Here is a 23,665-nt window from a genome sequence, read left to right as displayed (position 1 = left end):
TTCACATCGTATTCAAGAGATTGACCATGAATCAGATTACCCCGGAAGCACTGGAACAAATCATCCGTAAAGTGGTGGCTGAACAGCTGACCAAGCAGGCCGCTGCCCCTGAGTTTGAGAAGCACGCCGATCCTTCCGGTGTTGCGGTGATCAAGGCCCCAACCGTCAAGTGCAAACCTTTTGACACAGGCAACCCAGGTGACAAAGTATTTATCACCGACATCCTTGATCTGGATGAAAGCCCTCGCCTTGGCTGCGGTATGATGGAAATTCACCAGACCACATTTGAGTGGACTCTGGAGTACGACGAAGTGGATTACATCGTAGAAGGTACGTTGAAAATCATTATCGACGGCCGTGAAGTGGTTGGCCATGCCGGCGATGTGATGTTTATTCCAAAAGGATCAACAATCCAGTTCAGCGCCCCGGACTTCGCCCGCTTTATGTTTGTCGCTTACCCAGCTAACTGGGAAGAGATTGCACGCCAGAAGCAACAGTAATGAATCGTATATGGCTGGCGTTTCGTCAGCCATATCAATTGCAAGACAAGAGTCGTAAATAATCATGAGTGGCAACTTCCAGGAAAACCTTCTCGACAAGAAAGAGCGCATCATTCAGGAGTACGTACCGGGTAAACAGGTCACTCTGGCGCATCTGATTGCTCACCCTCAAGAAGACCTGGTCATCAAACTGGGTCTTGATGCTGAAACCATCAGCGCTATCGGCATTATGACCATCACACCCAGCGAAGCCTCAATGATTGCCGCAGACGTTGCAACCAAAGCGGCTGGTGTTGAAATCGGTTTTCTGGATCGTTTCTCTGGCTGCCTGGTGATTACTGGCGATGTAGGCAGTGTTGAAGCCGGACTGAATGCTGCCATGGATATGCTCAGGGACAACCTGAAGTTCTCCCCTACGCAGGTTACCCGCTCCTGATGAAAAAGATGATGTTGGTGGGCTCGACCACCTCAGGCAAAACCACATTAACTCAGGCTCTCTATGGGCAGGAGTTGAAGTACAAAAAAACCCAGGCCATGGAGTACAGTGATTTCATACTCGATACACCTGGGGAGTTTATTGAAAACCGTCGTTTTTATGCCGCACTGATGTCATCGTCTGTTGACTACGAACTGATTGCTGTTATTCATGATTGCTCAAGAAAGCAGAACCTGATCCCTCCAGGCTTTGCCAGTATGTTCAATCGTGAAGTAATTGGCATTATTACCAAGATCGACAGTGAAAAAGCCGATCCGGAATTCTCTCGAAAAGCACTGACAGCGGCGGGTATCAAAACCCTGTTCGAGATCAGCTCTGTGACGGGAGACGGTATGGATGCCTTAAAAGCCTTTCTCCAGGCCAATACATGAATTTACTCATGCAGTGGTTTTTAAACAGCTGACTTCACTCTAGAATCACAACCCTCAATGTTTAAAACATCAGGGAGGGTGATGTGAGCAGTGAAACCCGTTTGACTCCCAGACAGGCTCGATCAATAAAAACCGTCGAAGTAATTCTGGATGCTGCAAAGAAAATACTGGCGGAAAAATCCTATGAAGGATTGAACACCAATGCCATTGCAGAAGTAGCTTCAGTCAATATCTCAACGCTGTACCGCTATTTCCCCAACAAGAATGTCATCATTCAAGAGCTGCTACAGCAATACAACCAGCAGCAGCTTGATCAGATACAACCATTACTATCCGCCCACTCCGATAAAAACAAGCGGGTTGAGCTGATCATTGATGCTCAGGTTAAGCAGATGGTCAAAGCCCCCTGGATGATTGCACTGAAAGATGCGCTCCGATCTGTCCCGGCATTAAAAGCGGTTAAAGCCAGTGCGGACCAACATCTGATTGATCTGGTGGTGCACTCCATTCCTCAGAAAACAGCGGGCCCCAAAGTCAATGGCAAGCATCAGCAGGCCGTGATGCAGGTTCTGGTGGAACTGTTCAGTAATTCTGTGCAAATGATCGTTAAAGCCCCTGCCTCCATGCGCAGCCTTTTAAAAGCTGAAAGCACACTCCTGATCAACAGCTACCTCAATAACTACCGCTGAATACGTCTGGCAGGGTTCAGAAACTGACTTGTTTTTGATGGAACACACGAATACCCTTAAAACCAAGCATTTACTTGGATAATAAGAATAAGGTTGTTTTATGGGATATATCCGGCTTTTCCTGCGCAGTACTCTATGGTTTCTGGCACTTGCCACCCTGCTGGCACTGTCACTATTGCTGTGGTTTACCCGCAACGTTGAGGGGCCAATTCCTGAAGACCCGGTTACGGATATCGCCAGCACTGTTCCAACGTTTATCGGACAGCCCCATCAACCAAAACCGATTATGGCACCCGCTGTTCCACAACACCCTTTTCTTGCCAGGCAGGGGTTAAACAGCATGCACAACGACAGCCACCAAAGTGATAGCTATCCGTGGGGCGGCCCGCAGGGACACAACACCCAGATTGATTCCGAACAGTTCCACCCGATGGTGGGTAACTGTGTCTCTTCGGTAATGGATGACCATGGCCGATTACTGTCCACCTGCGTAACCCCCTTTGGAGTTACCCTGGTTGCAAGAGATCCGGAAACCCTGTCGATTATTGCCCGTAAAAAAATCACCCACTGGCTGCCTTTGGGCAAAAAATTTGGAGGTGGCGTTTATTTCCATGTCGACCACCAGAACCGGGTTCTGCTGGCCAGCAACAGCCCCGCTATCGAAATCTGGTCACTTCAGGGGGAAAGTGGCCTGATTCAATGGAACAGGGAAAGCAGCATTGATTTGGGAGAAGCTCTCAATACGGTACGCAGGGAAGATCATCGCGTTATCGATCTGATTCCCGACTGGGATGGCAACTACTGGTTTATTACCCGTACAGGTTTGGTGGGGGTCAGTGATCGCAATGGTCAGCAGATCAACGTCATCGAACTGAACAAGGAACATATTGATAATGCGATGGCGGTTGGCCCCAATGGGGTATTCATTGCATCAGACCATGCTATGTATCGTTTCACCCGTAACCAGAAAGGAGAACCTTCCATTCTATGGCGTAAGGCTTATGATCGTGGTTCTGCCCCCAAACCGGGCACCATGGGCCATGGCACAGGCACAACCCCTACCCTGATAGGTAATGAGTATGTTGCCATCACCGATAATGCCGATGGTCAGATCAATGTCATGGTTTATAAACAAACGACTGATAATGATCAGTCAGTCGAGCTCTGTAAGGTTCCGGTTTTTAAGGCCAATCTGGGCACCAGTGAGAACTCCATGGTCGCCATGGGTAATAGTCTGATCGTAGAGAACAACTATGGCTATGAAGGGCCATTTGAAAATTTCAGCGCCGAACCCGGCATTGCCCGGGTTGATATTGATCCTGAGTCCGGTACCTGCTCAAAAGCCTGGGAAAATCTTGAGATCAGCTCACCTTCCGCCGTACCCAAAGTCTCTCTGGCCAATGGGTTGATCTATCTCTATACACGTGACGAACAGAATCCGGACAATATGCATGCCTGGTACTTCACCGCAGTAGACGCCCATACTGGCCAGCTGGTTTATAAGGTATTGACCGGAATTGGCAAGGGCTATAACAATCACTACGGAAGTATTTCACTAATGCCCGATGGCACTGCCTATGTAGGCACCATTGCTGGTATAGTGAAAGTCTGGGATCAGCATTAAATACACGGGCCAGGGCTGGCTTAATGAACCGTGGCGCCCTGCCTCCCGTAAACAATAAAAAAGTTTTAAGCCTGAATATCATCAGGTTTAAAAAACATAAAGCATGATGAGGTAATCCCATGTCTGAGAAATCGTTTGATTCTAAGAAGCGTGGACCCACACGACGTCGGTTTTTACAACTGGCTGCGGCTTCTGCGCTTATCCCCCTTCTCAACATTCCCAGTCGACAGGCCCGTGCTGATGCACTTCCTGCCTTAGACGAGTCAAACCCTACTGCAATGGGGCTTTCCTATAAGAAAACACAGGAAGCCGCCAAATCGATCGACGGTTATCAGGAAGGCCGGAAGTGTGAGAACTGCGCGCTCTATACCCCTGACAACAAAGGATGCAGGCTTTTCCCTGCAAATTCCGTAGAACCTGCCGGATGGTGTAAGGCCTGGGTTCCAAAACCAGCATAGATTCTTTTCGACAAAGTAGAACAATGTGGAGTATCAACAATTCATTGGCGATACTCTTCATTGCAACCCCCCCTTAAAGGCTGTTCAGATTATTAACGCACCACTTAGCTCGTTTTAGAATGGCATTCCTGTCCGCCAACGTTTTTTTATCCCATCCCTTGTACACCAGTGCCGTCCTAGGGTTCTTATGCAATAACTCCCGGTGCTTTTCCATAAAGTGCCAGTAGAGACTGTTTAAGGGACAGGCGCTTTCTCCCTCTTTTTCCTTCACGTTGTAAACACAGCCTCCACAATAGTCACTCATCTTCTGCACATAATTGCCACTGCCAGCATACGGTTTCGATGCCACCATGCCACCGTCTGCATACTGTGACATGCCCCGGGTATTGGGCAGCTCTACCCACTGAATCGCATCAATGTAAATGCCCAGGTACCACTGATCGACCTGATCAGGATCAATACCCGCAAGCAGGCAGAAGTTACCGGTGATCATCAACCGCTGAATATGATGGGCATAGGCATACTGCAATGATTGAGTGATAGCATGGTGCATACAGCTCATCTGTGTCTGCCCGGTCCAGAACCACTCAGGCAAATCCTTTTCCGCTTTCAGGAAGTTCAGGGATTCGTAGTCTGGCATATTGCTCCAGTAAACCCCCCGGATATATTCACGCCACCCCAGAATCTGACGGACAAAGCCCTCTATTTGCGCCAGAGAAATAGCATCAGGATTTTCCTGCCAGGCTTTGATGGCCTTATCAATCACCTGTTTCGGGTGAAGCATTTTGGTATTCAGGGCAAAAGAGATCCGGGAATGGTAGAGGCTCCACTGATGATCACTGTTTGCAGTCATCGCATCCTGAAACTGACCAAATCGTGGCAGGCAATGGGTACAAAAATAATTAAGTAACTTCAATGACTGCTGACGTGTAATTGGCCATAGCAAATGAGTACCGATCTCTCCAAAACTTTGCACCTTATTGCGTTTTAATCGCTCCAGTACTGACGAGGTTGAACTGGCAAAAACTAACGGTTCTGGAATCTTCTCAAGGTCTGCAGCTTTGAGCTTGGCGCGATTTTCAGCATCATAATTCCATTGCCCTCCTTCCGGCTGGTCATCACACATCAGGACATTGTGCTGTTGCCGCATCTTTCGGTAGAAGGTTTCCATCCTGCCAGGCTTACCGGGCTTGAACCGTTTGGCAAGCTCATCAAATGGGACCAGAAAATGTTCGGTATCCCACTCTTTTTTAGAGATGGTTTTCTTAAATGATTTATCGACTTCAAAGTCTCTTAACTGTTCCAGCAAACGGTATTCATCAGGCCGCTGATATTCAAAACAAGTTATTGAATATTGCTGGCAGAGATGGGTGATCAGTGAAGGCAGGTCTTTAAAGTCTCTGGTTTCATCCAGCGTTAGGTGAAGCACCTGATGACCCGCTTTCTGCAGCGCCATAGCAAACTGTTCCATGGCGAGAAAAAAGCCGCAGATCTTCTGCACATGGTGCTTTACGTAACCTGTCTCCTGAAGCAGCTCAACAATCACATAAACACACTCATCATCTTGTTTGCTGAACCAGCTATGGCGGGCATTGAGCTGGTCTCCAAGAATGAGCCTGAGGGTAGAGTAGTGTTTATTTTTCTTCATCCATCACCCGATTTCGTTGAGATCGGCAACGCCTTGAACAGTAGCGAACCTCTTCCCAGCAGCGTTCCCATTTTTTTCGCCAGGAAAAAGGGCGACAGCATACAGCACACTGCTTTTGTACAGATCGATCAGTCTTATTGTCGGCATTTCTTGATCTTTGAGAGTGTTTCATGCCCTTTTTACGTCAGATTGATCAATTCAGCTCAGAATACACTCACGACACTCTTAGGCTCTAATGATCTTGAGAATGTTTAAAACAGAAACTGTTTGTCTAATCCGGTTTGTTCTGTAGAATCCGCTCACTTTTACTGAACGACCAGTCAGAAATTTTGATGACACTCAAGAAAATTGCCCTTGCCTCTCTGTGCTTAGCCACATCTGCCATTGCCTCCGATAATCAGCCCATATTGATTCAGGGCGCAATGGATATGGAGACCAATGTACTGATCAGTGCTTTGAAAAGCCCAAAAGAGGTCACGATAGGCTCCTGGACCTTCTGGGAAGGCACCATTGATAATTATCCCGTCGTTATTTCACGGACGGAAATTGGCCTTGCAAATGCGGCTGCATCGACAACACTCGGTATCGAGAAATATGAGCCCAGGGCAATTATCAATCAGGGCACATCCGGTGGACACGACCCTGAACTCTATCGCGGCGATATTGTGATCGGTGCAACCAGCTTTAACATGGGGGCATACAAAGTCGAGTACTCAGAAAAAGGCCAGGGCATTCACCCACAGAACTGGGATAACTTTAACGTGGTAATGAGACTGCGGAAAAATGGCGAGCTGGTCGACCACTCACATTTTGTCGCCGATCCAGCGCTGCTGGCACACGCAATGGAATACGCCGATGACTATCAGCATGGCAAAGTCGTTAAAGGTGTGATCGGCTCTGCTGATGAGTGGAACCGTGAAGTAGATCGTATCAACTGGTTCCACAACACCTTTGGTACATCCGTTGAGGAGATGGAAACCTCATCAGCAGCACTGGTTGCCCAGGCCTATGAAGTCCCCTTTATTGGCATCCGAATTCTGTCCAATACCGATCAGCACAAGCAGGACTTTGACCCGGTAACTGCAAAGCACAGTCAGGAGTTTGTGTTGGATGTGGTCAAAGGACTTATTGAAAAATCCTCCTGATGGCTTGCCAGTAACAGGCTCTTACCTATCAAAACCAATAAAACGCGTAATCAGGTCTATATTTTGAAAGTGTTGCAAAAGTCCACAAAGCACTTTTGATGCAGACCTGTTTTTTCATTGCTGCCCTGCTGCAACTCCGAACCCTTTGGGTATATCGCCGTATGCCGGTTATCCCGAAAATCTGGTAGATTCCGCCGCCCCTTCAAAAAGGCACGACTTCCATCTATCTCAGGGCTTTCAGACCTCATGCTGAGCTATCAACACCACTACCACGCGGGCAATCATGCCGATGTACTCAAGCACTGGCTGTTGCTGGCCTGCGTGCGTCATATGCAGAAGAAAGATAAGCCTTTTGATTACATTGACACCCATGCTGGTGCTGGTCTCTACCGGCTAGACTCAGCAATGGCCCGCAAGACGGCGGAGAGTGATGAGGGTGTCCTTAAGCTGGACTGGAAAAAACTGAAAGGTCTGAAGGACTACCACGGCCAGATTGCCGACGATATCCGTTCGAAACGTTACCCCGGCTCTCCATTGCTGGTAAAGCGGCTGTTAAGACCCGGTGACAAAGCCTGGCTCTATGAAATGCATCCGCAAACCGTTAATGAATTACGCGAGCATTGTGAACATCGACGCCTGTGTCATGTTCGTCAGGAAGACGGTTTTAAGGCACTCCCTGCCATTCTACCCACTGCCAGCCGCCGTGCTCTGGTATTGATTGACCCCTCTTATGAGATCAAGTCAGACTATCAGACCGTGGTTAAGGTTATGGAAGCCGCTTATCTGAAAATGCCTCAGGCAATGCTGCTGTTGTGGTATCCCGTGGTGGATCTGCACCAGATTCGACAGATGGAAAAAGGGTTTGCCAAAAGCAAGATGCGCAATGTTCACCTGTTTGAAATGGGTATTGCCGAGAACAGTGAGCCCGGAATGACCGCGTCAGGCATGGTGGTAGTGAACCCACCCTGGACACTCGCTGATGACTTTATCCGAACGATGCCAGACGTTTCGGCCCATCTGGCAAAAGACCATAAACCCCGCTGGCGTCACCAACTATTGGTAGCAGAGTAATACCAATAATCTAAGGCATGATAGGCCAGTCGGCGGCATCGACACTGTCGAGAGGGTAAGTTTTATTACCCTCCCAACGTTTTACATAACTGCCATCAGGGTCAAACTGCCGGGTCTGCTTATCCAGATCAAAATGGCGACATCCTTGCGGATCCGCACCAACACCCGCCAGATACTGCCAGTTGCCCCAGTTACTGCCCACATCGTAATCCACCAGTTGCTGCTCAAACCAGGCTGCGCCGTAACGCCAGTCCATTCCCAGTTCATGGATAAAACAGCTGGCCACTATCTGCCGCCCACGGTTTGACAGGTAGCCGGTGGCCTGCAGCTCTTTCATACAGGCATTCACGATTGGCCAGGGGGTATTACCGGCGCACCACTTCTGAAACCGCTCCGGATAAAAGCAAGACAATTTGCATTTATCCTTGATGCCTCTGGATGAAAACAACCCTACGCCATGCTTCAGGGCATACCATTGAAAATATTCACGCCACAACAATTCAAATTGAATCCAGTAGGTGGACTCATTGGCCATGATCATGGATTCAAAATGCCTCAGTGCCTGGGCAATCTGTCGAGACGAGAGGCAGCCATGAGCCAGCCAAGGGGAAAATTTCGTAGTGGTTTCCCAACCCTGCAGGGCATTACGCGTCTCTTTATAGGTGGTTGGCTGCATCGTTGAGAAATATTGCTTTAGATGCCCTGCTCCAGCTGTTTCACCACCTTTAAAAGGACTGCCAGTTTTGCCGGTTGCTGGTAGCCAGTCAGAACGGTAATTCAACCCAGGCATTGGCCTTGGAATAATATCCGGCGCAGTGACTGCTTCTGAGATGTGCAGATTTTCTATCTGCTTTCGAAACTGGGTAAATGTTGCCGGTAGATCTTTAAGCTCAAATGGGAGTTCCTCCTGCTGAAACAAGGAGTACGTTGCCACTTCTTTAAAGGTCACTGAAGGAAAAAGCTGCTTCAGAGTTTGCCAATACTTAACCTCCTGGTACCCCATATTCTGACTGCGATAGACGGTATCAATTTCATGAGCTTTCAAGAGCCGCCCGACAGCCTGTAGCGGGTTATGCAAACGAATCAGTAGTTTCTGCCGTCGCTGTTCAAGCTGTGATTCAAGACTTTCAATGCTCTCCCTCAGGAAACGCCAGCGATGATCCCCCATCACCTTTGACTGATAACGGCCGGGCTTGAACCATGCAGGGTCAACGCAATAGACGCACACCAGATTCTTGCAGCTACCAGCTGCTTCCATAAAGGCCCGGTTATCACTCAGCCTCAAATCATTTGTAAACAGAAACAGTGTTGTTCCCTGCAAGAGCAATACCCTCCAAACCTACTAGCCCTACCACTCATTTATACGTTAGTTTTCCCAAACCAAGACAAACAACATCCAACAACCGATAACTCTATGTAATTTATAAAAAAATATTGTTTTATTATTAGGTTCTGTTGACATAAGCTTCCAAACTCAATGGTTCGTAAAACCGCATTCCACGAGGCGAGCTGGTGCAGGTGTAGTGGTTCTACATCAAACCAGTTCAACGAAGCTGGAAGGTGGCTTTACGAGCCAGGCTGCGCGCCCCGCCCAAAGGGCTCAAGCCAGAATGTTTCTGCCGTTGTTGCAAGAACTTGAAAGACATCGGTCTTCCTGCGCCCTCGCGCCTGGTCAGAAACATTCTGGCTTGAGCTGAGAAAGGAACCTTATGTCAACAGAACCTAAATACATCAAATCTATTTTGGTTTGTAACTATTCAGCACCCAGCAAAGGCGTATTGTTACGCGATGTGCGACTTTGTCTGAAACTATCTCAAATTACTAGCCCGGATATTTCATAAACTGCCCCGAATCTCGGGCAGGACTTTGTCGCCCTAAGGGATTTTGTGAGGGAGTGCCGTACCGGGGAGTACGGTCGACCGAGCAAAACTCCCTTAGGGCGGCAAAGGACAAGCGAGAACGGGAGCACGTTTATGAAATATCCGGGCTAGCATGATGGTAAGTCCAAGTTGTATCTTCAAAATCACGCAATTATTTGCTTTCCGTTTTTTAATCTTCGGAAATAAGGTTCTCAAACTGTATTGCAGGACGACCAGCAATTATATTCAGATAAGAACCAATATTATGTGCCAGTAACTTCCGAGCGATACGTGATGTCATATGCCATCTATCTCGACAATGGCACTTTTCTATTTCAAAGCGCTCTGTCAATTGACCTATCACTGTTTCTATTCTCCGTCGTACCCGTAATACCAGCTTTACAAACGACTTCGGACGTTCATCTTGCATGTTTTTTCTCAGTGGCGTCTGAAGATCAATACCTAATTCCTGACAATCAGCTTTAAACTCAGGCCTTATATAGCCCTTATCGCCAAGCAAGAGGCCAGAAATGGTCTCGAGCATGTCATAGGCTGCATCACGCTCATCTACGTTCGCTGCGGTCAGAGTAAAACCCACAGGAATCCCTCGTGCTTCAACCAGCAAATGCCCCTGAAAGCCATAGAACTTCTTGTCCTTGGAAGCGCAGTAACCATAACCAGCCTCAGCTTTAAAGATACGGCTCTGTGGTGCACGGGTTCTGACGACAACATCAATCGGAAAACCATCGATTAAATGGATATCTGCATTATCTGCATGCATCATCTGGACTATACGAATTTGCAGTCGTTGTTTCACATGCCATAAGTTGGCGGCCTGTTTGACAAATGCCGAGCGTGAAGGAATGTCAGGAAACAGGTGTCGCCAGTGTCGGGTAAAATACTTCCAAATCTCAGTGTCCTTATGATGCCCAAGCCATTCACCGACAACTTCCATGGTGATCGCTTCACTATCAGTGAGCTTTGGTGGAAACCCTCGAAGTCGCAGTGGTACAGGAAAAAGCTCTTTTACCAAATCGTCGATCAAGCAGTAGACTGTAGTGATAAACTCTTCAACGGGCATGACTGAAACCTTCTTTGCTTTCTACTGCTTTTAATAGCAGAAAGCAGGATCAGTCATGTCTCCTTATGCAAACCTAAAAGTCGCACATGGCGTTATTGTTGTAATTTCGAACCGCTTTAAGAAGCGCCTGAAATATGTTCAACCCCTGCTTTTTAGCAGATGATAAATAGCTTCGGATTCGGGTAAACATGGTACCTCCGTCTTCGCTTCTGAAGCAGCCTGAGATCTTCTGCTTAAGTTTGGCCATCCTGGCATCACGTTCACTGCCATTGTTATCGAAGGGAATTGAAAAGTCCGACATGAAGCGCAACGTTTCAACCTTAAACTCAATAAGCCTTTTGAACAGGTTGTAGGCCTTGGTATTCCTGACCTTCTTACGTCCAAGCACCTGTCGTTGTTTTTCCATATAAGCGGTTTCCTTCGTGAGAGCCCTTTGAAGGATTTGGTCGTATATCGTCTCAATGCGAAGCTGTATTGCACCAGGCATTTGAGTCAGACCGGCTGCTTTGTATTTCTTGCAGAAGTGCCAGGAGAGCGTAAGCAATTTCATCAGCCGCAGAGCCAGCTTATTCGCATCCCTATCGACAACTCCCTGAAGCTCTCTCAGATGATGGGCATTACAAAGCACATGCACTGCCGCATAGGCAAAGTAGGACTTCCAATGATCGTGAACCAGAATGCCTGCAAAAGTCAGCAGGATGCCCATTGCATCCATTGCTTCACAACCTCGCCTTTCTGAGAGGTAGTAAAGCGTCCATTGGTCATCTCGCATAATGTGTAACCACCACAGTGAACCGTCAACCCGCATGCCAGTTTCATCCGCTCCTGCAACCGGACTTTCTTGTAAAGCATCACGGATACTCTGCTCAGTAGAGGCCAGGTTCTCATGGGTATAGGCAACAAAATTGGCAACAGAGCCTGCGCTGACACTCATGCAATAAATAGTATTGAAATACTCAGACACCCGGTGATATGGGATGAAGTGATACTGGTTTAAATGAACAGCCATTGCCTGAGTCACTTCTCCGTATTGAGCAGCGGCTTTCACTCCTTGGGGAAACTCAGCGGTGTTCCGTTTACCACAAGGACATACTTTAACGTCTGCCCAGTACGCGGTAACTTCAAATTCTCCGGGTCTACCTGGATCAAAAACCTGTCGCTCAATGTATTTGGTGGGTTTAATATCGATAAGCGAAGACTGGCAACAGCAACATTTTTCAACCTTCAGATGCCTGACATAATCGGGTAAGGCGACACGTCTCAAACAAGAGCCTTGATGACCTTTCTGGCCACCTGGTTTATTGCCTGAAGATGGTCTAAGGCTTTTGGGGTTCGGTGTTTCCTGTGAGGAGCAGGGGGCTTCTTTGGAAGATGTATCACCTTTATCACTCCCTTTTTTACTGGGCTTTTGATAACCATCTGACGATGGTGGCTTACTACTGTTTTGACTGTTTTTATTAACCCTTTCTTCCAGTTCGCTGCAACGTTCCCGTAAAAGCGCATTCTCGGTCCGAAGCTCTTCATTCTCTTTAAGGAGAGCTTCGGTAAACGGAGTAGCTGGGAAGTCTGGTTCCATACTGGAGATTTGTTAGAAAAATTGAGTATAAGATGATGGTCGAAAAATCAGAAAATTCCAGATTTATATGAAGGGTGCTGAATAGTTACTTTGGTTTTATACCCTCTCAGGTAAAGTAGCCTTCACCGCAAAATGATTCTTGTATTCCTCCCAGCCATAGACCGAAATGCTCAGACACTTTACCGGTAATCAGTCTGTAATGATGATTGGCCTCGACTTTGGTTCTACCACCAGTCGCGCCATGATTGCCTCTGCACACCTTGAACGTAATCCGATGACTGAGCGGATGGAGCTGGGAGAGCCTGAGCTGATTTATCGCTCTGACGCCATACTGACGCCCTTTGAAAATGGTGAACTCTGCACGGAAACCATTAATACCTGTCTTGAGCAATGGCTGGAAGAAAGCGGGATTGATTGTGACCAGCTCTTTTCAGGGGGGGTTATTATCACTGGCCTGGCAGCAGAAAAGCAAAATGCCCAGGCCATCGCCCGCTCCGTTCGGGAAAAAGTGAATCAGGCCATTGTTGCTACTGCAGACGACCCATGCATGGAATCCTGGCTCGCCTTTATGGGCAACAGTCTTGAGCTTTCACGGGCAACGCCGGAAATCCCCTTCATCAATCTGGATATTGGCGGGGGAACCACCAATCCAGCGCTGGGAATAGACGGTAACATCACAGAGTCTGGATGCTACTACATTGGTGCCCGACACTTTCAGTTTGAACCAGGCACCTACCGGTTACTGGAAGTATCCAACCATGGCCAACAACTTCTGGTACAACTGGGTCTACAGTTAACCATCGGTGAGGAATGCAGCCAGAACAGTATCGACAAGATCGTCAGTTTCTATGTCCAGGGGCTCGAAGCCATGGTCACGGGCGATCATAGCTGGTTCGACCAGAGTGATGGGCAGCAGCTTTGTCAGGTAGCCTTTCAACCGAATGCCCAAGCCCTGCAACAGGCTGCAGTTACCTTTTCCGGCGGAGTCGGCGAACTGCTTTATCAGTACACAGCGACAGGCAAACTGCCAGATACCACGGCCTTTGGTGATCTTGGCATTGACCTGTGCAAAGCAATTGCAGACTCCAAAACTCTCTGCCGCAGTCTTAGCCAATATATTCCCGAGTATAAGGGACGTGCGACCGTTTATGGTCTGGCATTGCACAGTGCCGAACTGTCCGGTAACACTCTGTTTATGCCAAAGCCTGAACAACTGCCGGTTAATGACCTTCCCATTGTTGCCCGCCTGGCGCTTAATGCCGATGAGAACCGAATCAAGCGGGCCATCGAACTGGCCAGAAAGACCCATAATGGCGGTTGCATACGTATAACGCTCAAGGATGATAATTATCCGGGCTTTAAAGAGTTAAAAAGCTTTGGTGAGAAGCTGGCCGAGACAATTGAACTGTCCGGTTTTCCTTCAGAGTTACCTCTGCTTCTACTGGTGCCCAAGGACTTCGGCAAAGTGATTGGCAGCTACGCCAGCCGCTGGGGAAAGTTGCCAGTCAACCTGATGGCAGTGGATGAAGTTCCCGATCGTAAAGCAGGGTTCGTCAGCCTGGGCAAAGTGAAGAACTTTGTCATTCCCGTTTACTTCTATGGGATGCATTAAAATAAGGATAAAACGCTTTGAGAGCTTTTAAAATTCTGTCACTGATAGCACTGCTTTCTGGTTGTACTGGAATACCTGAAGGCGTTACACCAGTAAAACCATTCGAAGTAAATCGCTATGTTGGAAAATGGTATGAGATAGCCCGACTGGATCATCGATTTGAACGGGGTCTCTCCCATGTCACTGCAGAATACTCAAGTAATCCTGATGGCAGTATCCGTGTAATCAACTCAGGATATTCTGTTGAGGCCAATGAACGTAAGCAGGCCGAAGGCAAGGCAAAATTCGTTAGAGGAAATGATGAAGGGTATCTTAAGGTCTCTTTTTTTGGCCCCTTCTACGGTTCATACATCATTTTTGAGCTGGAGCGTAAAAGCTACGAATACGCCTTTATCTCAGGGAATGACAGAGACTATCTCTGGCTGCTGGCCAGAACTCCCACCGTGAGTGACAAGGTTAAATCGCACTTTATAAACAAAGCCAAAGCACTTGGTTTTGATACCAAACAGTTGATCTTTGTTGATCAGAGCAGTCCTATCCAATAGCATCTCTCCACCATTCCGTAGGTAAACAGTGTATATCTACGGAATGCAATCCCTCTCTTTTTGTAGTCATATAGTCCAGTCTGTAAGTCTCTAACACAGACGATCACTGAGGTGAATCAATACCCCAGCAAGCAACATTCTATACCATGCCGGATTTTGTGTTCGGCGGAGTGAGAGCCATGCCCAAACCACTGATGACCCCACTGGACCAGATACCGGTTCCTGCACCAAAAGCGGATGAGATTTACCGCACCCGGGTCATTGGGCAAAGCTTCACCTTTATCGGACTCAAAGCCCTGCTGGGGGCTGCAGGCTTCCATACCAGTGGTGATCAGGTTGCCGGTCTGGCTGCAGACGATGAAGTCAGCAGGGAGGCAGCCAGGGCAATACTGTCCGACCTGACGCTGCAACATATCTACGATCACCCCCTGACCAACGACCGTGGTGAGATTGATGACATCATGCGGGTCAACTATGACATTGACCTGACCATTTTCGATGACATGGCCATGATGACCGTCGGTGAATTGAAGGACTGGATTCAAAAAGCCTCTGGAGCCCAGATCAAGCGGGCAGGTAAAGGGCTGACTGGCGTGATGATATCTGCGGTCACCAAGCTTATGAGTGTGCACGACATGGTGTACAATACCCGCAAGATTGAATGCCCGACACAGGCTCGCACTCACCTTGGCCTTGCCGGCTCTCTCTCTACCCGAATTCAACCCAATCACCCTACCGATGACCTGAATGCCATCACTGCTCTCACATGGATGGGACTGTCCATGGGTAACGGTGACTTGTTGATTGGCCTGAATCCTGCGGATGACACAGTTGATAATATCGGTGCCTGCCTTATCCACCTGGATAAAATACGACGACAGACCGGTGCTCCTACCCAGGTCTGTGTGCTTTCCCATATCCGTACCCAGCTGGCCTGTCTGGAAGAAGGTGCGCCTCTGGAGATACTTTTCCAGTCGCTTGCCGGAACCGACGCCACTCTGCGCGAAGCCTTTGATGTCAGCGTTCCTTATCTCGATAAGGCCTGGCAGACCATGAAAGAGAAAGGCGTGCTGAATAAGCACCAGTTTATGTACTTTGAAACCGGCCAGGGCAGTGAAGTCAGTTATGGCAAACACTGCGGCATCGACATGTCTACCACAGAGGCCCTGACTTACGGCCTGTGTCGTCGATATGATCCCTGCATGGTCAACAGTGTTACCGGTTTTATCGGGCCGGAGACCCACAAAGACAGCCTGCAGATTATCTACGCCAATCTACAGGATCTTTTCATGGGTAAAATGATGGGCCTCCCCATGGGGGTTTCTCCCTGTTTTACCCTGCATGCCGATGCCTCCAGCGAGGGACAGGAGATTGCGGTAGAACTCCTCACCGTGGCGGGTGCCAACTACTTCATGGATATCTACATGGGCGTGGATCGTATGCTGGCCTATGCCGATACCAGTGGCCACGATGATCAGACCATCCGCGAAATCCATAACCTGAAGCCATCCCCTGAGTTCTATCACTGGGCCCTGGAAAAAGGGATTTTCAAAGAGTCCCGGGATGGGCAGATCACTCGCGGCCCCAACTGGGGAAACCCTGCAATTTTTGCCGACTCCAAACAGGCATGGAATGACCTGATCAGCCGGGTACCCATGTGCTATGGCACCAGCAACGCTGGCCCGAGAATGGCCAACCATGTAAATCGTAAACTGAAACAAAACATTGCTGTTGCCAGGGTTGCAGCAAAAAGCAAGCTTCGTTTTGACGAGTTGGAAGAGATTGATTTTCGCCTGATTCGCTCTCAGGCCAATAATATTGAACGACACCATGCAGACCCTGATGCAGGTGCTCATCTTTGCGAAAAAACCCGCAGCCACCTGCAACCTGAAAATCGCGATATTCAGATCCTGATTACCGATGGCCTGAGCGCTGAAGCAGTACACCAGAACATCAATGAACTGCTTCCGGTTCTGGAAGATGGCTTGCAAAGCCATGGTTACTCACTAAGCCAAACCATGGTTGCACCACATGGTCGTGTAAAGCTGGCAGAAGATATTGCCAGAACCGTGAATGCCAAGCTTGTTATTGTCCTGCTGGGAGAGCGCCCCGGGGCGGATGGAAAATCATCCCGGAGCCTTTCCGGTTATTTGATCTATCGCCTGGAGGATGAGCAAACCCAGAAGCTGGCTGCAGACTTCAGTAACATCGTTGAAATCGAGTTTGAAAATACCGTAGTGCCCAATATTTATTACGGTGGTATTCCCCCCATGGAAGCAGGCTCCCTGCTGGCAGAACGCGCCATACAGATTCTGGATAACAAGGCTGCCGGTAACCGTCTGAATGCCATTCTTGGCAGCCGTATGGGGCTTTCAGACATCATTCGTGAAAGCAAAGTTGAACCACAGAAAACGGCCAGTACTATCCGGGTTCATGACTTCCTGGGTCAGAAATCTATCTCCGAAGCGGATGTCATGATGTTGATCCACTGGGGAGTCAAGGAGATTCTGCTCAGCCAGAGAACCATTATTTCTCCATTGGCAGGCGATTTACTGAAACAGGAAGGCATTAAACTTCGTTATAACGATGCTCTGGTCTAGAGCATCCATATCCGCTGCGTCAAGCTTTGTAAAATAGGGGCATCATCAAACACATGATGCTTCTCAGATGGCTATAGTTTTTTAAAGAAATAGTATCTCGACTCAATACTGGTGACATTTTTTTAATGATTGATGGTTCCCCCAAATATCGTCCTGTTATCCATGACTCAGAGAGAGGTGAGCCACAGCAAGAACCTCCTGATAACGACACTCAATGTTTTGGCACAAGATCCATCAAAGTTGAAAAATCAGAAAAACAACTTACAGAATTGTATGAAAGGCGACAAAAAATTGCCCTTATGAAATCTAGATGGCTCCACGAGAGCCCCACTTCTCTAACCATCAAGATAACTACAATCGACCCTCAAGCTCTCTATCTGCCAAGGCCTGAAATGAGGGTCTTATTACTCGAGGGGTGCGTATTTCCCGAACATACATGGGAGGTTATGAATCGGCACCTACTGGCAGATTTTGTCATAAAGCACTTTTCAGAAAATCCGGGGGGTATGTTTAGAAAGAGTATTGGATTAAAACCCATCAAGCATGCTATTTCAGTTTTTTACGAAAACAGGCTACCAGATGAAATTCTGAATAGCCCACTTGGTTCTGCTCAACTGTTCAAAAAGATGCATGAAACACATAAGCTTTTTACATCAGAAACATTTCTTCTTTTAGCAAAAGAAATTAAATATGAAGTTGATAAACCTGAAGACCAAAAAGATTACGAAATGAGAGCTGCTGAAAATATACTCACCCAAGCCGAACAAAACATGACCACTGATGACCGGGATCGGCTAACCGTCAGTATGAAAGTCATGAGGTATGCCTATTTCCATGCACCTATCAAATCAAAGAATGAAGACCTTGATGCAGCTGTTTCTAAAGAGGCTTTAGCAGGAATCTTTGCTGAATCAGCATTTCCACACACTGAAGAAATGTCCGCTGCATATGGAGAAAAAGAAAACATTTCAGTTACCCAAACGTTAGAGTCAAAAGTTCGTCCCTCCAATACACGCAGACCCCACTCCCTTGCAACACTCTTTATGCAGTGTACTTCCTCTCATAGTGAGCAAGAGAAAAAGAGCAGTAAAGCTGACGATAGAAAGTTAGCTTCACCAATGTCAAAGGAAGAGATAGTACATCGAAGAATGATTATGGAAGTTATTCTACGAATGACTGAATAAATATTTTGGATCTGGTTCAAATCTATTTCCTTAAAAAGCACACCGATGCTAACCAAAACCACTATAAACACACAGATATTAACCAGGATACAAATAGTCCCTCATCTAAAAAAATCGTTAAAAAAACAACCGCTAAAACCAATTGCTATAATAATTAAATATTCGAAAATCACGGATGATCATCGAGATGGACAGCAGTTCAATTGGCTCCCTCAGCGGTGATGTATCAAAACTGTTGATAGTGGTTTCGGGAGATAAATTCCCCAATAACCTTATCATGAATGTCTATTGATCTTGAGAAGCAAATAGTCCTTCTGGCTAACCGTTTCAAGCAAGTTCTCAAGGTCAGATTCTGCCGCTCAATCCGCTGAGTAAAGTACTTTCCAATGATATGTTTATCTTCTGATAAACAGGATGTATATGGTTGCCAGTCATCTGTGCAGTAAAAACTAACTTTGAAGCGGGCCAGAAGCTCCAACAGCTTTTTGAGCGTCTCTGTGCTTCTGGGGCCGAACGCATGGGCAATGATCTTCTTGAAACGTGGCTCCCATGCATAAAACAGCCAGCGTTGCTGCTTCTTGCTACCAACAAATGACCACTGCTCATCCATTTCGAAGATAATCTTGACCTGGGCATTTTCGAAGGGGAGTTGTGTTACTGTTGGCGGGTCGAGTTTTTTAAGCGAGCCAATACAGTCGTTGGACTGATCTCAAGGACACGTCCGATATCTCTGACCCCGGAGCCATTCATGGTCATCTTTATGATCTGCTCATGAGTACCAGGCAGATTGCCATTATAGCGATACTCGAGTTGGAAGCTCTTATTACAGTCCTTGCATCTATACCGCTGGTGACCCGTCTCAGCTTTCCCGTTCTTAACAACATTGAACGTTTGTTGACAATGGATACAGGCAACTTGAACTTCAGCCATAGATGACTCAAAAAGACAGGAATGTATCAGATCAACAGCTTTGGCACATCACCCCCTCAGCACTTCGCAAATCAACCAAATCAATAAATTAGCCTCTAAGGAAGGTGCTGATAATCAAGTATTGATAGCAAAGCATAAGGGCCGGGACGTCAGATTTGAGGCAGTAACTCCAAAGGTGAGCTCCAAAGCCGAACAAAAAGAGCTCGACGCTGGATCCAGGTTAGCAGTTGAAACTCTTGGATTAAAAGACCGAAAGGTCTCTCCTTCGATGGCTCAGACAATCCTAAAAATCAAGGAAAAAGTTAACAGTTCAACACACGCTAGCTTTGAGGATTTGAACTTTCTTGAAGAGCACCTTGTCAGCAGGTATACCTCATTAAATTCTGATCTCAATATTTCCTCAGAAAGTCTGGATAGTGGGATCGAAAGCGATTTTTCGGGTAGTACTGAGTCTTTAGATTCCATAGCCAGTGATATGAATTGTAACTTCTCTGGCAGTACAGAGTCTTTAAATTCTATAGGCAGTCAGGACAGTGGTATAGATAGCAGTTTCTCTGGTAGCAATGAATCTCTGGACTCACTGGATGCAGAGGGTCAACCTATTTTTGGGACGCTCCCACCTAAGCGTCCCTCAGAGCAAACAGGTGTAGAACAACAAGAAAGCCAGCCTCGCTCAGAGCTAAAAAGAAAAAATGCTACTAGAAGAGATTCCATTTTCCCTCCTGAATTACCACCAAAACGTCAGAAACAAACAGCCCCCCCAAGACCTGATAAACCCGACCACCTAAGCCGTCCTGAGCTCCCGCCAAAACGTAAAGATTTACCCGGGCCACCAGTTCCACCCAGACAGCCCCTAACATCTAAAATGAATGCATATGTCCCTACTGAGCGCCCACTTCCAGACTTGCCTTCAAGTTCAACAAAGTCACCATCTACAAAAGTGGAACCAGCACCACGAAAAGAGTCGCTTTTAGAGGTATTCTCCAAAGCACCTGAACTGAACAAAACTGGTTTTGCTTCTTTAGACTCCAAGGCTCAAATAGCAGAACTCAAGAAAACTAAAAATGCCGAACAAACTGGAAAACTTCTGGATCAATGCACAGCCAAACAGAGAATGGCTCTATCGAAAAGTAAGAACTTCCCCAAGCACTGCTGGCCTGCAATGAACCAGCGTCTACTCGCAGATGCGCTTGAAGCACATTCATCCCAAAACACCGGAGGCATGTATCGAGTTGGAGGTAGCCAAACAGCGCTCACAAAAGCTGTTGAAAACTTCAACAAAAAACGTGTTCCTGATTCAGTTCTTAATGATCGGATAGATGCCGCCCAGCTCTTTAAAAGAACCCATGACTCACAAAAGCTGTTCAGTGCTGATACTTTCAGAAAGTTTTCAGAGGTTGCCCAAGCAGACCCCGTTGACTATCAACGTTTTAACCAGGAATTAGATAATGCTCTAGCAGATATGCCACCGGATAGTAGAGATCAGGCGATGATAAGCTTAAAAGTAATGAGAAATGCGTATCTTGCAGCTCCTCAGGAAAGAGCCTCTAACAATGCCCCTGATGCACCTGTTGCAAAAAGTGATCTCGCGTCACTATTTGCGGAGAGTGCGCTTACATTCCAGAAAACGCCTGCAGCAGCAACACAGGAGGAAGCTTTACAAGCTATGGCCATTGCTGCAAAAGAACAGGCCGCTGGCCTTAAGGTGATGACAGCACTACTAAGTCAACGTTGAAACGAAATGCCTGAATATATCTTTTAGAGTTGGCCGCTTCTCACTAAAAAAGACACCGTTTGCTAAACCCTTTTTTATTGCCTAATGTCATCGAAATGAAAACCTGTTGACTTGCGTCAAGTCATACCCCTCCTGCATCCCTGTTGATAGCCTTATCCCAATTGATACACCACTCGGAAACAGCCTCCAGAAAGTGACCAACACTCCCAACTTTCGGCTGCAAACTCAGAATCAAAAGCAAGAGAACCAATATTTCACCTTTGCCGGGTGACTGACTTAAACAGGAAGGAATTAAACTAAGATATAATTATAGTTTGGCAAAAGAAGTGATAGATAATTTTTGATTTGCCGTTCATTCTTTTCAGAAAAGATATACTAATGGAAGCAATGAAATTGGGTTGTTTGCCCTTACCAGAGTCACTCATCGATAAAGCTGCCATTACATTGAGCAGGGCTTTTGCACAATATCCTCTGAGTATCTTGTACCGAGGCTCTCCTCCCAGTATAGAAGATATGCAGGAGTTCCTCCGGCAATCCATATCCACCGGTCAGGTTTATATCAGCTCACCTGAAGTGGAAAGTGTCGCTATTTGGTACGGGCCAGAACAACAGCCAAAATTACCTGACCAGCATTCAACACTGAACTCGCATAGCCGTGCGGAAACCAAAATGAAGGCATTTGCTTTATTTGCTGAATCCCAGAGGCAGTTCCACTTGCCGGTTCCCCATTGGTATTTGATGATGGTAGGCGTTGATCCACTTTACCACGGAAAAGGGGTTGCCAAAGCTTTATTGAAGCCGATTCTGGATAAAGCAGATAAGGATCAAAAGCCGTGTTATCTTGATACCCATAATCCTGTAAATGTTGAAATTTAGTAACTATTCAGCACCCAGCAAAGGCGTATTGTTGTAATTTCGAACCGCTTTAAGAAGCGCCTGAAATATGTTCAACCCCTGCTTTTTAGCAGATGATAAATAGCTTCGGATTCGGGTAAACATGGTACCTCCGTCTTCGCTTCTGAAGCAGCCTGAGATCTTCTGCTTAAGTTTGGCCATCCTGGCATCACGTTCACTGCCATTGTTATCGAAGGGAATTGAAAAGTCCGACATGAAGCGCAACGTTTCAACCTTAAACTCAATAAGCCTTTTGAACAGGTTGTAGGCCTTGGTATTCCTGACCTTCTTACGTCCAAGCACCTGTCGTTGTTTTTCCATATAAGCGGTTTCCTTCGTGAGAGCCCTTTGAAGGATTTGGTCGTATATCGTCTCAATGCGAAGCTGTATTGCACCAGGCATTTGAGTCAGACCGGCTGCTTTGTATTTCTTGCAGAAGTGCCAGGAGAGCGTAAGCAATTTCATCAGCCGCAGAGCCAGCTTATTCGCATCCCTATCGACAACTCCCTGAAGCTCTCTCAGATGATGGGCATTACAAAGCACATGCACTGCCGCATAGGCAAAGTAGGACTTCCAATGATCGTGAACCAGAATGCCTGCAAAAGTCAGCAGGATGCCCATTGCATCCATTGCTTCACAACCTCGCCTTTCTGAGAGGTAGTAAAGCGTCCATTGGTCATCTCGCATAATGTGTAACCACCACAGTGAACCGTCAACCCGCATGCCAGTTTCATCCGCTCCTGCAACCGGACTTTCTTGTAAAGCATCGCGGATACTCTGCTCAGTAGAGGCCAGGTTCTCATGGGTATAGACAACAAAATTGGCAACAGAGCCTGCGCTGACACTCATGCAATAAATAGTATTGAAATACTCAGACACCCGGTGATATGGGATGAAGTGATACTGGTTTAAATGAACAGCCATTGCCTGAGTCACTTCTCCGTATTGAGCAGCGGCTTTCACTCCTTGGGGAAACTCAGCGGTGTTCCGTTTACCACAAGGACATACTTTAACGTCTGCCCAGTACGCGGTAACTTCAAATTCTCCGGGTCTACCTGGATCAAAAACCTGTCGCTCAATGTATTTGGTGGGTTTAATATCGATAAGCGAAGACTGGCAACAGCAACATTTTTCAACCTTCAGATGCCTGACATAATCGGGTAAGGCGACACGTCTCAAACAAGAGCCTTGATGACCTTTCTGGCCACCTGGTTTATTGCCTGAAGATGGTCTAAGGCTTTTGGGGTTCGGTGTTTCCTGTGAGGAGCAGGGGGCTTCTTTGGAAGATGTATCACCTTTATCACTCCCTTTTTTACTGGGCTTTTGATAACCATCTGACGATGGTGGCTTACTACTGTTTTGACTGTTTTTATTAACCCTTTCTTCCAGTTCGCTGCAACGTTCCCGTAAAAGCGCATTCTCGGTCCGAAGCTCTTCATTCTCTTTAAGGAGAGCTTCGGTAAACGGAGTAGCTGGGAAGTCTGGTTCCATACTGGAGATTTGTTAGAAAAATTGAGTATAAGATGATGGTCGAAAAATCAGAAAATTCCAGATTTATATGAAGGGTGCTGAATAGTTACGAAATTTATAAACGACTGGGATTTCACGTTGCAGAAAAAACAACGATTCCCGGTGGCGAACTGAGTC

Annotated in this window: 21 protein-coding genes; 14 read left to right on the top strand and 7 right to left on the bottom strand. The window is 47.1% G+C overall.

Features of this window, described 5'->3' with window-relative positions; translation table 11 throughout:
* The first annotated feature begins 26 nt into the window (after nt 1-26).
* The 6 genes from ACOCLE_RS22125 to ACOCLE_RS22100 all read left to right on the top strand — a co-directional run bounded on the left by ACOCLE_RS22125 (nt 27) and on the right by ACOCLE_RS22100 (nt 4,138).
* Nucleotides 27-500: a cupin domain-containing protein gene (locus ACOCLE_RS22125; RefSeq protein WP_020582493.1), complete on the top strand. Its 474-nt coding sequence runs from the start codon at nt 27-29 to the stop codon at nt 498-500.
* A 64-nt stretch (nt 501-564) separates the two neighbouring features.
* A complete protein-coding gene (gene eutS, locus ACOCLE_RS22120) occupies nt 565-936 on the top strand; it encodes an ethanolamine utilization microcompartment protein EutS (RefSeq protein WP_020582494.1) in 372 nt (123 codons plus the stop codon).
* Nucleotides 937-947: 11 nt separating this feature from the next.
* Nucleotides 948-1,367, top strand: a complete 420-nt coding sequence (locus ACOCLE_RS22115; RefSeq protein ID WP_419537254.1) for a EutP/PduV family microcompartment system protein — start codon at nt 948-950, stop codon at nt 1,365-1,367.
* Between the two features lie 83 nt (nt 1,368-1,450).
* Complete coding sequence (locus tag ACOCLE_RS22110; protein ID WP_419534268.1) at nt 1,451-2,056, top strand: TetR/AcrR family transcriptional regulator; 606 nt, start codon at nt 1,451-1,453, stop codon at nt 2,054-2,056.
* 100 nt (nt 2,057-2,156) lie between these two features.
* Nucleotides 2,157-3,680: a hypothetical protein gene (locus ACOCLE_RS22105; RefSeq protein WP_419534267.1), complete on the top strand. Its 1,524-nt coding sequence runs from the start codon at nt 2,157-2,159 to the stop codon at nt 3,678-3,680.
* A gap of 119 nt (nt 3,681-3,799) precedes the next feature.
* Nucleotides 3,800-4,138, top strand: coding sequence for a high-potential iron-sulfur protein (locus tag ACOCLE_RS22100; RefSeq protein ID WP_020582498.1), 339 nt, complete (start codon nt 3,800-3,802; stop codon nt 4,136-4,138).
* A 73-nt stretch (nt 4,139-4,211) separates the two neighbouring features.
* Here the strand turns inward: ACOCLE_RS22100 and ACOCLE_RS22095 are convergent, their stop codons facing one another.
* Both ACOCLE_RS22095 and ACOCLE_RS22090 read right to left on the bottom strand, forming a co-directional pair.
* Nucleotides 4,212-5,786 carry a cryptochrome/photolyase family protein gene (locus tag ACOCLE_RS22095; RefSeq protein ID WP_419534266.1) on the bottom strand — a complete coding sequence of 525 codons (1,575 nt, stop codon included), beginning with the start codon at nt 5,784-5,786 and terminating at the stop codon, nt 4,212-4,214.
* On the bottom strand, nt 5,773-5,958 hold the full coding sequence (locus ACOCLE_RS22090; protein WP_419534265.1) for a DUF2256 domain-containing protein: 186 nt from the start codon (nt 5,956-5,958) through the stop codon (nt 5,773-5,775). Before ACOCLE_RS22090 ends, ACOCLE_RS22095 begins: the two co-directional genes overlap by 14 nt.
* Nucleotides 5,959-6,118: 160 nt before the next feature.
* Between ACOCLE_RS22090 and ACOCLE_RS22085 the strand changes: the two genes are divergently transcribed.
* Complete coding sequence (locus ACOCLE_RS22085) at nt 6,119-6,931, top strand: 5'-methylthioadenosine/S-adenosylhomocysteine nucleosidase (RefSeq protein ID WP_419537253.1); 813 nt, start codon at nt 6,119-6,121, stop codon at nt 6,929-6,931.
* Between the two features lie 246 nt (nt 6,932-7,177).
* Entirely contained in the window at nt 7,178-8,002 is an 825-nt protein-coding gene (locus ACOCLE_RS22080) for a 23S rRNA (adenine(2030)-N(6))-methyltransferase RlmJ (protein WP_020582501.1), read from the top strand.
* Between the two features lie 10 nt (nt 8,003-8,012).
* Here the strand turns inward: ACOCLE_RS22080 and ACOCLE_RS22075 are convergent, their stop codons facing one another.
* From ACOCLE_RS22075 to tnpC (ACOCLE_RS22065), 3 genes are all read right to left on the bottom strand, one after another.
* Nucleotides 8,013-9,323: a DASH family cryptochrome gene (locus ACOCLE_RS22075; protein WP_419534264.1), complete on the bottom strand. Its 1,311-nt coding sequence runs from the start codon at nt 9,321-9,323 to the stop codon at nt 8,013-8,015.
* A gap of 728 nt (nt 9,324-10,051) precedes the next feature.
* Nucleotides 10,052-10,942, bottom strand: coding sequence for an IS982 family transposase (locus ACOCLE_RS22070; protein WP_419533099.1), 891 nt, complete (start codon nt 10,940-10,942; stop codon nt 10,052-10,054).
* 73 nt (nt 10,943-11,015) lie between these two features.
* Complete coding sequence (gene tnpC, locus ACOCLE_RS22065) at nt 11,016-12,518, bottom strand: IS66 family transposase (RefSeq protein WP_419534263.1); 1,503 nt, start codon at nt 12,516-12,518, stop codon at nt 11,016-11,018.
* Between the two features lie 166 nt (nt 12,519-12,684).
* On the opposite strand from tnpC (ACOCLE_RS22065), the gene ACOCLE_RS22060 reads away from it, so the two are divergent.
* The 4 genes from ACOCLE_RS22060 (at nt 12,685) to ACOCLE_RS22045 (ending at nt 18,459) form a co-directional block, all read left to right on the top strand.
* Entirely contained in the window at nt 12,685-14,130 is a 1,446-nt protein-coding gene (locus tag ACOCLE_RS22060) for an ethanolamine ammonia-lyase reactivating factor EutA (RefSeq protein ID WP_419534262.1), read from the top strand.
* 17 nt (nt 14,131-14,147) lie between these two features.
* On the top strand, nt 14,148-14,675 hold the full coding sequence (locus ACOCLE_RS22055; RefSeq protein WP_419534261.1) for a lipocalin family protein: 528 nt from the start codon (nt 14,148-14,150) through the stop codon (nt 14,673-14,675).
* A 179-nt stretch (nt 14,676-14,854) separates the two neighbouring features.
* Nucleotides 14,855-17,275, top strand: a complete 2,421-nt coding sequence (gene eutB, locus ACOCLE_RS22050) for an ethanolamine ammonia-lyase subunit EutB (protein WP_419534260.1) — start codon at nt 14,855-14,857, stop codon at nt 17,273-17,275.
* Nucleotides 17,276-17,400: 125 nt separating this feature from the next.
* On the top strand, nt 17,401-18,459 hold the full coding sequence (locus ACOCLE_RS22045; RefSeq protein ID WP_419534259.1) for a hypothetical protein: 1,059 nt from the start codon (nt 17,401-17,403) through the stop codon (nt 18,457-18,459).
* A 226-nt stretch (nt 18,460-18,685) separates the two neighbouring features.
* Here the strand turns inward: ACOCLE_RS22045 and ACOCLE_RS22040 are convergent.
* A protein-coding gene (locus ACOCLE_RS22040; protein ID WP_419534258.1) for an IS1 family transposase occupies nt 18,686-19,389 on the bottom strand; the annotation gives its coding sequence in 2 pieces (ribosomal slippage) (nt 18,686-19,146 and nt 19,146-19,389; 705 coding nt in all).
* 40 nt (nt 19,390-19,429) lie between these two features.
* Between ACOCLE_RS22040 and ACOCLE_RS22035 the strand changes: the two genes are divergently transcribed.
* Entirely contained in the window at nt 19,430-21,124 is a 1,695-nt protein-coding gene (locus tag ACOCLE_RS22035) for a hypothetical protein (RefSeq protein ID WP_419534257.1), read from the top strand.
* Nucleotides 21,125-21,502: 378 nt separating this feature from the next.
* On the top strand, nt 21,503-22,000 hold the full coding sequence (locus ACOCLE_RS22030) for a GNAT family N-acetyltransferase (protein ID WP_419534256.1): 498 nt from the start codon (nt 21,503-21,505) through the stop codon (nt 21,998-22,000).
* 3 nt (nt 22,001-22,003) lie between these two features.
* On the opposite strand, the gene tnpC (ACOCLE_RS22025) is transcribed toward ACOCLE_RS22030, so the two are convergent.
* Entirely contained in the window at nt 22,004-23,509 is a 1,506-nt protein-coding gene (tnpC, locus tag ACOCLE_RS22025; RefSeq protein ID WP_419534255.1) for an IS66 family transposase, read from the bottom strand.
* Nucleotides 23,510-23,665 lie beyond the last annotated feature (156 nt).

The organism is Endozoicomonas sp., from assembly GCF_965196975.1.
Classification (GTDB): Bacteria; Pseudomonadota; Gammaproteobacteria; order Pseudomonadales; family Endozoicomonadaceae; genus Endozoicomonas.
This window is presented reverse-complemented; position numbering and strand designations above follow the sequence as displayed.